The organism is Agromyces luteolus, assembly GCF_009729855.1.
Classification (GTDB): Bacteria; Actinomycetota; Actinomycetes; order Actinomycetales; family Microbacteriaceae; genus Agromyces; species Agromyces luteolus.
Window position 1 is genome coordinate 72,204 of the sequence record NZ_WODA01000016.1, and the last position, 12,953, is coordinate 85,156.

Annotated in this window: 12 protein-coding genes; 8 read left to right on the top strand and 4 right to left on the bottom strand. The window is 73.6% G+C overall.

The window, feature by feature from the left end; translation table 11 throughout:
- Nucleotides 1-10: 10 nt before the first annotated feature.
- Together galK and galT are read right to left on the bottom strand one after the other, a co-directional pair.
- Nucleotides 11-1,171 carry a galactokinase gene (galK, locus tag GLX25_RS08395; protein WP_166548616.1) on the bottom strand — a complete coding sequence of 387 codons (1,161 nt, stop codon included), beginning with the start codon at nt 1,169-1,171 and terminating at the stop codon, nt 11-13.
- Nucleotides 1,168-2,331, bottom strand: coding sequence for a galactose-1-phosphate uridylyltransferase (galT, locus tag GLX25_RS08400; RefSeq protein WP_271192607.1), 1,164 nt, complete (start codon nt 2,329-2,331; stop codon nt 1,168-1,170). Before galT ends, galK begins: the two co-directional genes overlap by 4 nt.
- 82 nt (nt 2,332-2,413) lie before the next feature.
- Between galT and GLX25_RS08405 the strand changes: the two genes are divergently transcribed.
- Nucleotides 2,414-3,229: a DeoR/GlpR family DNA-binding transcription regulator gene (locus GLX25_RS08405; RefSeq protein WP_155842069.1), complete on the top strand. Its 816-nt coding sequence runs from the start codon at nt 2,414-2,416 to the stop codon at nt 3,227-3,229.
- Between the two features lie 10 nt (nt 3,230-3,239).
- On the top strand, nt 3,240-4,166 hold the full coding sequence (locus tag GLX25_RS08410; RefSeq protein ID WP_155842070.1) for an aldose 1-epimerase family protein: 927 nt from the start codon (nt 3,240-3,242) through the stop codon (nt 4,164-4,166).
- 48 nt (nt 4,167-4,214) lie between these two features.
- Here GLX25_RS08410 and GLX25_RS08415 read toward each other — a convergent pair whose 3' ends face one another.
- Nucleotides 4,215-5,393, bottom strand: coding sequence for a MarP family serine protease (locus GLX25_RS08415; protein WP_155842071.1), 1,179 nt, complete (start codon nt 5,391-5,393; stop codon nt 4,215-4,217).
- A 184-nt stretch (nt 5,394-5,577) separates the two neighbouring features.
- Nucleotides 5,578-6,243, bottom strand: a complete 666-nt coding sequence (locus GLX25_RS08420) for a fasciclin domain-containing protein (RefSeq protein ID WP_155842072.1) — start codon at nt 6,241-6,243, stop codon at nt 5,578-5,580.
- Nucleotides 6,244-6,415: 172 nt separating this feature from the next.
- On the opposite strand from GLX25_RS08420, the gene GLX25_RS08425 reads away from it, so the two are divergent.
- The 6 genes from GLX25_RS08425 to GLX25_RS08455 all read left to right on the top strand — a co-directional run bounded on the left by GLX25_RS08425 (nt 6,416) and on the right by GLX25_RS08455 (nt 12,695).
- A complete protein-coding gene (locus tag GLX25_RS08425; RefSeq protein ID WP_155842073.1) occupies nt 6,416-7,102 on the top strand; it encodes a DedA family protein in 687 nt (228 codons plus the stop codon).
- A 117-nt stretch (nt 7,103-7,219) separates the two neighbouring features.
- Nucleotides 7,220-8,551, top strand: coding sequence for an adenylate/guanylate cyclase domain-containing protein (locus GLX25_RS08430; RefSeq protein WP_166548617.1), 1,332 nt, complete (start codon nt 7,220-7,222; stop codon nt 8,549-8,551).
- Complete coding sequence (locus GLX25_RS18355) at nt 8,548-9,900, top strand: adenylate/guanylate cyclase domain-containing protein (RefSeq protein ID WP_166548618.1); 1,353 nt, start codon at nt 8,548-8,550, stop codon at nt 9,898-9,900. Before GLX25_RS08430 ends, GLX25_RS18355 begins: the two co-directional genes overlap by 4 nt.
- Nucleotides 9,901-10,111: 211 nt before the next feature.
- Nucleotides 10,112-10,702 (top strand): ECF RNA polymerase sigma factor SigK, encoded by a 591-nt coding sequence (sigK, locus tag GLX25_RS08445; RefSeq protein ID WP_155842127.1) that lies wholly within the window; start codon nt 10,112-10,114, stop codon nt 10,700-10,702.
- The gene (locus tag GLX25_RS08450) at nt 10,699-11,580 is read left to right on the top strand and encodes an anti-sigma factor (protein WP_155842075.1); all 882 of its coding nucleotides are present in this window, start codon (nt 10,699-10,701) and stop codon (nt 11,578-11,580) included. The genes sigK and GLX25_RS08450 overlap by 4 nt, the downstream gene beginning before the upstream one ends.
- Before the next feature lie 65 nt (nt 11,581-11,645).
- Nucleotides 11,646-12,695 (top strand): LLM class F420-dependent oxidoreductase, encoded by a 1,050-nt coding sequence (locus tag GLX25_RS08455; RefSeq protein WP_155842076.1) that lies wholly within the window; start codon nt 11,646-11,648, stop codon nt 12,693-12,695.
- Nucleotides 12,696-12,953: the final 258 nt, after the last annotated feature.

Below are 12,953 nucleotides of genomic sequence, written 5' to 3' on the forward strand. Positions count from 1 at the left end.
CCGGGCCGCCTCAGGCGTCGCGTCGCGCGCCCTGCGCGGCGTGCACCGTGAACACCCCGGGTTCGCGGTAGCCGTGCTCGGCGAACGCCTCGACGACCTTGCGGCCGACCACGGGCACGAGGTCGTCGATCACCAGGGCGATCGCCGCTCCGCCGAAGCCGCCGCCGGTCATGCGCGCGCCGATCGCGCCGTTCGCCTGCGCGGTGTCGACCGCGAGGTCGAGCTCGGGCACCGAGATCTCGAAGTCGTCGCGCATCGACACGTGCGAGGCGTCGAGCAGCGGGCCGATCGCGCCGGGGCCGTGCTCACGGAGCGTGCGGACCGTGTCGAGCACGCGCTGGTTCTCGGTCACGACGTGCCGGACGCGGCGGTAGGTCTCGTCGTCGAGCAGGTCGCGCGCGCGGTCGAGGTCGTCGACGCCCACCTCGCGGAGGGACTCCGCGCCGAGCGCGGCGGCGCCGGCCTCGCACGACGCGCGCCGCGCGGCGTAGCCGCCGGTCGCGTGCGCGTGGCTCACGCGCGTGTCGACGACGAGGAGCGAGAGCCCGGCCTCGGCGAAGCCGAGCGGGATCACGTCGGCGTCGAGGCTCCGGCAGTCGAGGAACACGCCCGCGTCGGCCTCCCCGAGGAGCGACGCGGACTGGTCCATGATGCCGGTCGGCGCGCCGACGACGCGGTTCTCGGCGAGGCGGCCGATCTTCGCGAGCGTCGGGCGGTCGAAGCCGAGGCCCCAGTGCTCGTCGAGCGCGAGCGCGACGGCGCACTCGATCGCGGCCGACGACGAGAGACCGGCGCCGACGGGCACGTCGGAGTCGATGTGCAGGTCGACGCCGCGGACGTGCGCGAGGTCGGCGCCGGACTCGCCGAGCGCCCAGACGACGCCGAGCGGGTACGCGGCCCAGCCGCTCACGGCGTCGGGCGTGAGTTCGTCGAGGTGCACCTCGATCGTCTCGGGCGAGAAGGTCGACGAGACGCGCACGACCCGGTCGTCGCGATCGCCGAGCGCCACCGTCGTGCGGCGGTCGATCGCGAAGGGGAAGACGAAGCCGTCGTTGTAGTCGGTGTGCTCGCCGATGAGGTTCACGCGGCCGGGCGCCGACCACACCCCGGCGGGGCGGCGGCCGTACTGCTCGGCGAAGAGGTGCTGGGCGGAGGCCACGGCGTCGGTCACAGCTCGACTCCTTCGATCGCGGTGCGCAGTGCGGCGGCCTGCGCCTCGGGCGGAACGTCGCCGATCCACGCGCCCATGGCGGCCTCGGACCCGGCGAGGTACTTGAGCCGGTCGGCGGCGCGGCGCGGGCTCGTCAGCTGCATCGTGAGCCGCACGTCGTCGCGGTGCTCGTGCACCGGCGCCTGGTGCCACGCCGCGATGTAGGGCGTGGGCGTGTCGTAGAGCCGGTCGACCCCGCGCAGGAGCCGCAGGTAGACGCGCGAGAGCTCGTCGCGCTCCTCGGCCGTCGTCTCGGCGAGGTCGGGCACGTGCCGGTTCGGCACGAGGTGGACCTCGACCGGCCACCGGGCGGCGAAGGGCACGTACGCGGTCCAGTGCTCGGCGGCGAGGAGCACGCGCTCGCCCGAACGTTCGCGCTCGAGCACGTCGGCCTGCAGCGTGGGCCCGTACGCGTCGATCGCGGCGAGCAGCCGCTCGGTGCGCGGGGTCACGTAGGGGTAGGCGTAGATCTGGCCGTGCGGGTGGGGGAGCGTGACGCCGATCTCGCGGCCGCGGTTCTCGAACGGGAACACCTGCTGCACGCCCGGGAGCGCCGAGAGCGCGGCGGTGCGATGCGCCCAGGCCTCGATGACCGTGCGGGCGCGCGAGACGGACTGCGTGCCGAAGGAGCCCTCGTGCTCGGGGCTGAAGCAGACGACCTCGCAGCGCCCGTGCGAGGGCAGGCGGCGGCCGATGCCGACGGCGCGCACGTCGGCGAGGACGGATGCCGCGGCATCCGTCGCCCCCTCGGCCGAGTCGGGCCAGTCGGCCAGGTCGGGGCCGAACGAGGGCGAGCGGTTCTCGAACACCGCGACGTCGTACGTGCTCGGGATCTCGGACGGGTTCGTCGCGGTCTGCGGCGCGAGCGGGTCGGCGTCGGCCGGGGGGAGGAACACGCGGTTCTGGCGTGCGGCGGCGATCGAGACCCATTCGCCCGTGAGCGGGTCCTGTCGCATCTCGGCGATCGCGGGTCGCGGGTCGAGCGTGCGCGCGTCGATCGCGCGCTCCGCGGGGAGCGTCGTGTCGGCGTCGTCGAAGTAGATGAGCTCGCGGCCGTCGGCGAGCGTCGAGCGGCGCACGGCGATGCGCGGGTCGAGGAGGCCGGGTTCGGTCTGTTGCACGCGGCCACGGTACGCGACTTTCGTTTGAGAAACAAGAGGGTTTCGTATTGCAAAGCAGGGACGCCCGGCGCACACTGGTCCCATGCAGCCCGATGCCGCGCACCGCCGCAGGCTCACCGCCGACCTCGTCACCGAGCGCGGGTTCGTGCGCGTCGTCGAGCTCAGCGAGTCGTTCGGAGTGACGCCCGTGACCGCCCGCGCCGACCTCGACGCGCTCGAGCGGGCGGGCGCCGTCCGTCGCGTCCACGGCGGAGCCGTGCCCTCCGGCGCGGGCGCCGTCGACCCCCGCCCCGAGCGCGAGCCGAGCTTCGAGGAGGCCCTCGCGGCATCCGTCGTCCCCAAGCAGCTCATCGGGGAACGGACGGCATCGCTCGTGCGGAGCGGGCAGAGCGTCATCCTCGACGTCGGCACCACGACGCTCCAGGTCGCCCGCGCCCTCCGCGCGCGCGACGACCTCGACGACGTCACGGTCTTCACCAACGGCCTCTCGATCGCGCTCGAACTCGAGCCCGAGATCCCGCGGTTCACGGTCGTCGTGACGGGCGGCACCCTCCGGCCCCGACAGCACTCGCTCGTGCACCCCCTCGCCGGCTCCGTGCTCGACGAGATCCACGTCGACCTCGCGGTCATCGGGTGCAACGGCGTCGACCCTCGGCTCGGCGTGACGAACGCGAACCTGCCCGAGGCATCCGTCAAGTCCCTCATGCTCGCGCGCGCCGCGCGCGCCGTCGTCGTGGCCGACGCGTCGAAGCTCGGCGAGGTCCACCTCGGCCGGATCGCTCCGGTCGACGCGTTCGACGCGCTCGTGACGGATGCCGCGGCCCCGGGCGTCCTCATCGGCGAGCTGCGCGACGCCGGACTCGACGTCCTCGTCGCCCACGCCGCCGACCGGCCCTAGGGTGGTGTGCATGAATCTCCCCACGGGCGATCAGTTCGAGCTCGAGACGACCACCTCCACAGGCGACGTGCGCGCGACGATCACCGCGGTCGCCGCCGGACTGCGCACCCTCACCATCAACGGCATCGACCTCGTCCCGCCGTACGGCGAGGACCAGACGCCGCCCTCGGGCTCCGGCATCGTGCTCGTCCCGTGGCCGAACCGCATCCGCGACGGCGTGTGGCGCCACGGCGACCGGACCTACCAGCTCGCGATCACCGAGCCCGCGCGGCGGAACGCGATCCACGGCCTGCTGCGGTACGCCGAGTACGTCCCGGTCGAGCAGGACCGCGACTCCGTGACCCTCGCGGCGACCATCTTCCCGCAGCTCGGCTACCCGTTCCTCGTCCGCACCGCCGTGCGGTACGAGCTCGTCTCCGACGGGCTCAAGGTCACGCACTTCCTCGAGAACGTCGGCGGCGAGCCCGCCCCCGTCGCGGTCGGCACCCACCCGTTCGTGAAGATCGGCGGCGTGCCCACGGAGGACCTGGTGCTCCGGCTCGACGCCGCGAGCCACCTCGAGGTCGACGACCGCCTGCTCCCCACGGTCGAGGTCCCCGTCGACGGCACCGAATGGGACTTCCGCGAGGGGCGCCGCGTCGGCGACGTCGACCTCGACGACGCGTTCGGCGAGGTCGCCTCGGTCGACGGCACCGTCGAGCACACGCTCGTCGCGCCCGACGGCCGATCCGTGTCGGTCTGGGCCGACGACGAGTTCGCCTACGTGCAGGTGTTCACGACCGAGAGCTACCCCGGCGAGAGCCGGGCCATCGCGGTGGAACCGATGACCGCGCCCGCCGAGGCGTTCAACTCGGGCAAGGGCCTGCGCTGGCTCGACCCGGGCGAGCAGTGGGAGCTCAGCTGGGGCATCCGCTTCGCCGGCTTCACCGCCGAGTGAGCCCGGACCCGGCCGCCTGCCGGCTCGCGGCCACGAGCCGCGCCGTCGTCAGAACGCGCAGCTGCCGGAGTCGACGCGGTCGCTGAGCGACGGCGCCTCGTCGGCGAGCGGCTCGAGCGTGGCGACCGGGACGGCGAAGCCCACGTTGTCGACGGTCTGCGACTTCGCGAACACCACGCCGCCGACCTCGCCGTCGCCCGTCAGCACCGGGCCGCCCGAGTTGCCGTGGTCGACCGCGGCCGCGAGCGTCACCACGTCGCGCGAGGTCGTGTCGCCGTCGATCGAGATCGTGATCGGCCCGTTGGCCATGACGCGGGCGGCCCGCAGTTCCAGCGGACCGCCGAACGGGTAGCCGGCGACGGCCACGTCGGTGTCGGCGCCGGGAGCGTCGGCGAGCTCGAGCGGGGCGACGTCCAGCCCGTCGACGGCGATCACGGCGAGGTCCGCGCCCGGGTCGAACGAGACCACACGCCCCGCGACGGGACCGCGGCCCGGCGCCTCGACGATCGGCTCCGTGACGCCCGCCACGACATGCGCGTTCGTGACCACGCGGCCGGGGGCGACCACGAAGCCCGAGCCCGTGAGGTTGCCGCCGCACTCGAAGGCGAGCCCGGTGACCCTGACGACGGATGCCGCGGCCGCGCGAAGCTCGGCGTCGTCGACGCCGCCCGACGGCAGCTCCGGCGCGACCGTGGGCCCGTCGAGGACGCCCGTGAGCCACGGGATCGCCTCGCCGAACGCGGCCGTGCGGAGCTCGGCCATGAGGGTCCGCGCCGGCTGCGGCGTGACCTGGTCGATGCCGCGCACGACCCACGATCCCGCGACCGCCGGCGAGACGACGGGCACGCCCATCGAGCCGACGCCGGACGCGACGAGCGCGACCACGAACGCCGTGACCATGGTGTTCACGATGGCGCCGAGCACGCGGTCGATCGGCCCGAGCTTCACGGACTCGGCGCCCCGGCCGAGCGCGCGTCCGATCGCGCCGCCGATGGACGCGCCGGCGACGAGGAGCAGCACGGCGACCGCGATCGCGATCGGCGCCCGCCACTCGGGGGCCGCGACGAACGACACGACCCACGGCATCGCGATGTACGCGGCGATGCCGCCGCCGATGAGGCCGAGCAGCCCGCCGAGGGTCCGGAGCAGGCCGGCGCGCCATCCGTGCACGAGCGCGCCGATGAGGACGAGCACGAGCAGGATGTCGAGGACGAGGCTCCAGGCCATGGGGGTTCGCTCCGATCTGCCGACGACCAGCCTGTCGCATCCGCCTCGGAGCCCGCTGAGGGCGTGCGACGCGCGCGGGCGTCGACGCGCGCCCCGGGCTTCGACGCCGTGACCCCGAACGCCGACGGCCCCTCCAGCGTCCTGGAGGGGCCGTCGGCGACGGGAGCGGTGCCCGCGAGTCCGCCTACTGCGGCATGAGCACCGAGTCGATGAGGTACACCGTCGCGTTCGCCGTCATGACGCCGCCGCAGATCACGTTCGCGTCGTTCACCATGAGCTCGTCGCCCGAGCCGGTCACCTCGACCGTGCCGCCCTGCACCGTGGCCTGGGTGCCGACCACCTCGTCCGGCGCGAGCTGCCCCGGGACCACGTGGTAGGTGAGGATCGAGGTCAGCAGTTCGCTGTCGCCCTGGAGGGTCTCGATCGTGGCCGCGTCGATCTGGGCGAAGGCGTCGTCGACGGGCGCGAAGACGGTGAACTCGTCGCCGTTCAGCGTGTCGACGAGGTCGACGTCGGGGTTGATGCCGCCCGAGACGGCCGCGACGAGCGTCGTCAGCAGCGGGTTGTTCGAGGCCGCGACGGCGACGGGGTCCATCGCCATGCCCTCGACGGAGCCGGCGCCGTCGGGCACCTGCTCGGCGTAGTCGGCGCATCCCGGCCCGACGAGGTTCGCCGCGGGGTCGGCCATCGTCTCCTCGGTCTCCATGGGCTCCTCGCTCATCGAGGTCTCGTCGTCGGTCGCGGGCTCGTCGGTCGTGCCGGCGCTGCAGCCGGCGAGGCCGAGCGCGGCGACGGCCACGATCGAGAACGCCGCCAGTGCGGTGCGGTGCGTGCTTCGCGTGGATCGCATCGGTCTCCTCCTTGGTTGGTCCGGCCCGCGTTCCGGGGCCGTCGGATGGGGTTCGTGGCCGTGTGCGCGACGGTTTGGTCGGGTTCCGTCCGGGTGTGTCGGCGGTGGCGGATGCCGCGGGGCCGACCGCCCGATCAGGTTCCGTTCACCGGCGTCCCCTAGCCTCGTCACCATGACGACGACCCTCCTCGCCGCCGCCGAACCCGAACTCACCGGCCTCGCCGCCTGGGCCGTCGACCTCATGGAGACCCTCGGCGCCCCCGGTGCCGGGCTCGCGATCGCGCTCGAGAACCTGTTCCCGCCGCTGCCGAGCGAGGTCATCCTGCCGCTCGCGGGGTTCACCGCCAGCCAGGGCTCGTTCACGCTCGCCGAGGTCCTGTTCTGGACGACGCTCGGCTCCGTCGTCGGCGCCCTCGCGCTCTATTCGGTCGGCGCGCTGCTCGGCCGCGAGCGGACGCGGGCGATCATCAAGGCCGTGCCGCTCGTCGACGTCGCCGACGTCGACCGCACCGAGTCGTGGTTCGTGAAGCACGGGAAGAAGGCCGTGTTCCTCGGCCGGATGATCCCGCTCTTCCGTAGCCTCATCTCGGTGCCGGCGGGCGTCACGCGCATGAACCTCGCGCTGTTCCTCGCGCTCACCACGGCCGGGAGCGTCATCTGGAACACCGTCTTCGTGCTCGCCGGCTACGTGCTCGGCGAGAACTGGGCCGTCGTCGAGCCCTGGGCCGACGGGTTCCAGGCCGTCGTCATCGTCGCCGTGGTGCTCGCGGTCGGCGCCTTCGTCGCCAAGCGGGTCGTCCGCAACCGCGAGCACCGGCGTCGCGTCGCGGCCGGGCAGGAGACCCGCGGCGGGATCTGAGCCGAAGCCCGTGCAACATCGGCCATCGGGGCACTAGTTTGGTGCCGTGGCCGCGGGAGCCCGGGGGGACCGTGTTCGCATCGCTTCGATCCGACGGCGATGCGTCGGAGCGGCGCCGTGATCCCGGACACCGCCTTCGCCCGGAGCGGAGACGTCGACATCGCGTACAAGGTCGTCGGTGAGGGAGCTCGCGACCTGCTGGTCGCCTTCCCGCTCGTCTCGAACGTCGATGCCTTCTTCGAGCTCGCCGAGAACCGGGAGTTCGTCCGACGACTCGCCGCGCTCGGCCGCGTGATCCTGTTCGACAAGCGGGGTGCCGGCATGTCCGATCGCGGGACCGGTCCGGTGAGCGTCGAGCAGCACTCGGACGACCTCGTCGCGGTGCTCGATGCCGCGGGAAGTGCGCGCGCCGTCCTGCTCGGCTGGTTCGACGGCGGCGCCATCTGCCTGGTGGCCGCGGCGCGCCATCCGGATCGCGTCGAATCCGTGGTCGCGGCAGAGGTCCTCGCCAGCGGCCGACGCCGCCCCGGCTTCCCGTGGGGCTTCGCGTCGCCGTTCGGCGAGACGGCCATGCGGGAGCTCGTGACCCTGGGCTGGGGCCAGGCGGCGATGGCTCGCACGATGGCTCCCGACTGGGCGGGCGATGCCAGGCTGCTCGACTGGCTGATCCGCTACGAGCGGCTCTCCGCTCCGCCGAGCGGTGCGGTGCGGGTGCTCGAGGACGCGCTGGCGCTCGACATCAGGGGCTACCTCGCGCACGTCGCGGCGCCGGTGCTGGTGATCCACGACGAGGGCTACCCGGGCGTGCCGCTGGAGCCGTTCCGCTGGCTGGCCGACACCCTGCCCGAGGGACGATTGCAGGTCGTCCGGCACGCCGACGGTGCTCCGTTCATCCTCCCGTCGGACGACCTGGTCGACGAGATCGAGGACTTCCTCGTCGGCACCCGCAGCGGCGCTCGTCGCGAGCTCGCGAGCATCGTATTCACGGACATCGTCGGCTCGACCGAGGAGCTCGCCGGATCCGGCGACCTGCGCTGGGGCAACCTGCTCTCCGCGCATCGCGAATCGATCCGGCGGTCGCTCTCGACGTTCGGCGGCCGCGAGGTGAACACCGCGGGCGACGGGTTCGTCGCCGCGTTCGCGCTTCCGTCGTCGGCGATCCGATTCGCGCAGGACGCGATCGGTGCCGCCGACGGGATGGGCCTCGGCCTCCGTGCCGGCGTCCACTGCGGCGAGGTGCTCGTCCGCGACGACGACACGGTCGGCATCGCCGTCCATGTCGCCGCGCGCGTCTCCGCGCTCGCCGGGACGGGCGAGGTGCTCGTCACCGACACCGTCCGCGTCCTCGTCGAGGGCTCGGGCCTCACCTTCCGACCGGCCGGCGAGCACTCACTGAAGGGCGTGCCCGGCGTCTGGTCGCTGTTCCGAGTGGAGGCACCCGCATCGTGATCCCGGCCACGCGGTACGCCGCCCGGAACGGCGTCGACCTCGCCTACAAGGTGTTCGGCGAGGGCGACCGCGACATCGTGCTCGCGTTCGCGTTCATCTCCAACGTCGACGTCTTCTGCGAGCTGCCCGAGCACCTCGAGTTCCTCGAGCGGCTCGAGGGCCTCGGCGCGCGCGTCATCCTGTTCGACAAGCGCGGCACGGGCCTCTCGGATCGTGGAGGACTCGACGCGACCGTCGAAGACCACGCCGACGACCTCGTCGCGATCCTCGACGCCGCCGGGAGCACCCGGGCCACGATCATCGGCTGGTTCGACGGCGGCGCGACCGCGCTCGCCACCGCGGCGCGCCATCCCGATCGCGTCGAGGCGGTCATCGCGTACGAGGTGCTCGCGGTCGGCCACGCCGCCGAGGGATTCCCCTGGGAGCTCGATCCCGCCTGGATCGCGAGCCTCATGGCGGGGCTCGAGCCGGCGGAGTGGGGCCGCGGATCGGTGGTGCGGCAGTTCTGGCAGACGCAGGGAGCCGAGCGGCTCGTCGCGTGGTGGGAGCGGTACGAGAGCATGTCGGCGACGCCGACCGCCGCGAGGCGGCTCGCCGAGGCCATCGGCGCCGTCGACATCCGGCCGCACCTCGCCGACGTGCGCGCACCGGTCCTGGTGCTCCACGACACCGGGTTGGAGGGGATCGACGAGGCGGCGATGCGGTGGCTGGCCGACGCGCTCCCCGACGGCCGGCTCAGACTCGTGCACCGGTCGTCGGCGCTGCCGGCGATCCTGCCGGACAGCGCGCTGGTCGACGAGATGGAGGAGTTCCTCACCGGCAGCCGGAGCGGCGGACGGCGAGACGTGCTCACGACCGTCTTCACCGACATCGTCGGCTCGACGGCCGCGCTCGCGGAGGCCGGCGACGAACGGTGGCGCAGCATCCACGCCGCGCACGACGAGGCGCTGCGGCGCTCCATCGCCCGATTCTCCGGAACCGAGGCGAACACCACGGGCGACGGGATCGTGGCGACGTTCCCATTGCCGTCCGCCGCGCTGCACTTCGCGACGCAGGCGCTCGACTCGGCCGCCGCGCTCGGTCTCGAGCTGCGCGTCGGCGTCCACTCGGGCGAGCTCATCATGCGCGGCGACGGCCTCGTCGGGCTCGCCGTCCACGCGGCGGCCAGGATCTGCGCCGCCGCCGACCCCGGACGCATCATGGTGAGCGACACCGTCCGGTCGCTCCTGCTCGGATTCCCGTTCGCCTTCGAGCCCGCCGGGGAGCACGAGCTGAAGGGCGTGCCCGATCGATGGCGGCTCTGGTACTGCGTGGACGGCCCGGACAGCACCGAAGCGCGACCGACCTGACCGCGGCCGACCCGGACCGGGACCGACCCGGCCGGCTGCGTCCTCGCCGCGCCCGCTCGGGGGTGGCCAATCTGCGCCGCGGCCGGCGCCGAATCACCTGCGACCCCTCCCCGCACGGCAGGAGCACCGCATGACCCTCGCGATCGCGCCGCGCCGGGTCGCCCTCCGCGCCGCACCCGTCCCGGCGCGGCGCCGACCCGCGCGGTCTGTCATGCTTGGACGCGTGACGGACGCCGAGCATCAGCCCGCGGCATCCGACCCGACCCTCGACGACCTGCTCGTGGCCACCGGCGCCGGCGATCGTGCCGCGTTCGGCGCGCTGTACGACCGCACCGCGCCCCGGATCCTCGGCCTCGTGCGACGTGTCGTGGTCGACCCCGCCCAGGCCGAGGAGGTCGCGCAGGACGTGTTCCTCGAGGTGTGGCAGACCGCGCCGCGGTTCGATGCCGCGCGAGGATCGGCGATCTCGTGGATGTTCACGCTCGCCCACCGCCGTGCCGTCGACCGGGTGCGCTCGGCGCAGTCCGCGCGCGACCGCGACGCCCGCATCGGCGTGCGCGACATCGACGTACCGGTCGACAGCGTCGCCGAGGCCGTCGAGGTGCGACTCGACCACGAGCGAGCGCACGAGGCGCTCGCCGAGCTCAGCGACCTGCAGCGCGAGTGCGTCACGCTCGCGTACTACGGCGGTCTGACGCAGTCCGAGATCGCCGAACGGCTCGACGTGCCGCTCGGCACCGTGAAGACGAGGATGCGCGACGGCATGATCCGCCTGCGCCGCGTGATGGGGGTGAGCACATGACCGACTCCGAGTCCCCGGCGCGTCGGGAGCCCGACGACCTCGACGCACTGCTCGCGGCCTACGCGCTCGACGCGGTGACCGTCGAGGAACGTGCGATCGTCGAGGCCCGACTCGCGGAATCGCCCGAACTCCGGGCGGAACTCGCCGCGCACCGGGAGGCCGCGGCCGCGCTCGCCGACGGCGCGGGCCGGATCGAACCGCCGCCGACGCTCAAGGCCTCGATCTTCGACCGGCTCGACGACGTGCCGCAGGTCTCGGCCGAGCCGTCGGCGGTCGGCCCGCCCGAGCCCGCGGTCGAAGCCACGGCCGAACCGGTGGCCGAACCGGATGTCGCATCGACCGCCGGGCCCGATCCCGCGTCGGTCGCCGACGAGCGCGAGGAGGGGGCGTCCGTCGCCGGACCCGCCGAACGCGCCGCCCGTCGCCGCTGGTTCCAGCGCCCCGCGGCGATCATCGCCGCGGCCGCCGCCGCCGTGCTCGTCATCGCGGGTGCCGTGGTGGGCGTGAACTGGCCGGGGCCGGCCGGGTGGGGCGCGCAGCGGTCGGTGCAGGCGATCGCGACCGCACCCGACGCCGAGTCCGTCACGGTGCCGTCGACCGGCGGCGGCGAGGTGACGATCGTGTGGTCCGAGGAACTCGGCCGATCCGCCGTGCGCGCGTCCGACCTGCCCGACGTGGGCGCGGACTCGACCTACGAGCTCTGGTACATCGACGAGGCCGGCGCACGTCCCGCCGGCACGTTCGATCCCGACGGCGGCGCGGCGTACGTCGTGCTCGAGGGCGACTTCACGCCCGGCGTCCTCGTCGGCATGACGGTCGAGCCGGCCGGCGGGTCGGAGGCGCCGACCACCGACCCCGTCGTCGTCGTCGAGACCTGATCGGGTCGGCTAGGGTCTGATGGGGCTGCGGACCCCACCACGACCCCGACGACGAGGAGTGACGCATGCGCATCGGCATGTTCCTGAGCTACGCAGGCGGCTTCCGCGAGGCCGCCGCCGAGGTCGCCGAGCTCGAGCGCGCCGGGGTCGACCTCGTCGTGGTCCCCGAGGTCTACTCGTTCGACGCGGTGAGCCAGCTCGGCTTCCTCGCGGCCCGCACCTCGCGCATGACGCTCATGAGCGGCATCCTGCAGCTCTACACCCGCACCCCGTCGCTCACGGCGATGACCGCCGCCGGCCTCGACTACGTCTCCGAGGGCCGCTTCGAGCTCGGCATCGGCGCCTCGGGGCCGCAGGTCATCGAGGGCTTCCACGGCGTGCCCTACGACGCGCCGCTCGGCCGCATGCGCGAGATCGTCGACGTGTGCCGCATGGTGTGGCGGCGCGAGCGCGTCGTGCACGCGGGGAGGAACTACACGATCCCGCTCCCGGCCGATCGGGGCACGGGCCTCGGCAAGCCGCTGAAGCTCATCAACGAGCCGGTGCGCGAGCGCATCCCGATCACGATCGCCTCGCTCGGCCCGAAGTCGGTCGAGCAGACGGCGGAGATCGCCGAGGGCTGGCTGCCGATGTTCTTCCACCCGGAGCGCGCCGCCGACGTGTGGGGCGCATCGCTCGATGCGGGGCGCGCGCGACGGGCCCCCGAGCTCGGTCCGCTCGACGTCTTCGCCAGCCCGGCGCTGGCGATCACCGACCGCCCCGAGCTCGTCGAGGCGGCGATCGCGGCGGTGAAGCCGAACCTCGGCCTCTACATCGGCGGGATGGGTGCGCGCGGGAAGAACTTCTACAACGACCTCATCGCGAGCTACGGCTTCGCCGCGGAGGCCGAGCGGATCCAGGACCTCTACCTCGACGGCCACCGCGAGGAGGCGATCGCCGCCGTGCCCGACGAGCTCGTGCGCGCGATCTCGCTGATCGGGTCGCCGTCCGAGGTCGCCGAGCGCGTCCGGGCGTTCGTGCGCGCGGGGGTCACGACGCTGAACGTGACTCCGCTCGGCCGGAACGCCGAGGAGCGCCTCGCGCTCATGGCGGGCCTCCGTCGCATCGTCGGCTGACGCGAGTCGCCGGCCCGCTCACAGCAGTCGGTCCGGCAGGATGTCCAGTCCCCAGTTCGAGGGTGTTCCCAGCGCCGTGCCATGGACGTACGCTCGGTCCACCGCACGTGGCAGTGCGGAAGGGGACACCTGGGGAGGAGCCGCCGCGTCGGGGCATCGGAGCCCAGCACGTCTCCGGTCCCCCACGGCGGTGCCCCGGTCCGCCGGTCACGACGCCTCGCTCCGCCGCCCGCCTCACTGCGCCGCTCGCGGCGATGC